This window comes from Thiomicrorhabdus cannonii, assembly GCF_013391695.1.
GTDB lineage: Bacteria > Pseudomonadota > Gammaproteobacteria > Thiomicrospirales > Thiomicrospiraceae > Thiomicrorhabdus > Thiomicrorhabdus cannonii.
Genome location: NZ_JACBGH010000058.1, coordinates 1 through 224, shown reverse-complemented (window position 1 = coordinate 224; position 224 = coordinate 1). Strand labels below are relative to the sequence as shown.

General features: G+C 53.6%; 1 protein-coding gene. It reads right to left on the bottom strand.

The window, feature by feature from the left end; translation table 11 throughout:
• On the bottom strand, positions 1-224 hold a 224-nt coding region (locus HZ297_RS11955), incomplete at both ends, for a cadherin-like domain-containing protein (protein WP_178863997.1).

The window sequence follows — 224 nt, the reverse complement described above, 5'->3', positions numbered from 1 at the left end:
CATTCTGCGGGTTGACTGTTAACGTCACCATTGCGGTATCTGTTCCGCCTTGGCCGTCGGTGATGGTGTAGGTGAAGCTGTCAGGACCGTTGTAGTCGGCAACCGGTGTGTAGGTGACGGTGCCGTCGCCTTCAATCACAACATTACCGTGCGCAGGTTGAGTCACGCTTTGTACTGTGATGGTATCACCGTCCAAATCGCTGTCATTGGCCAGTACGTCAATA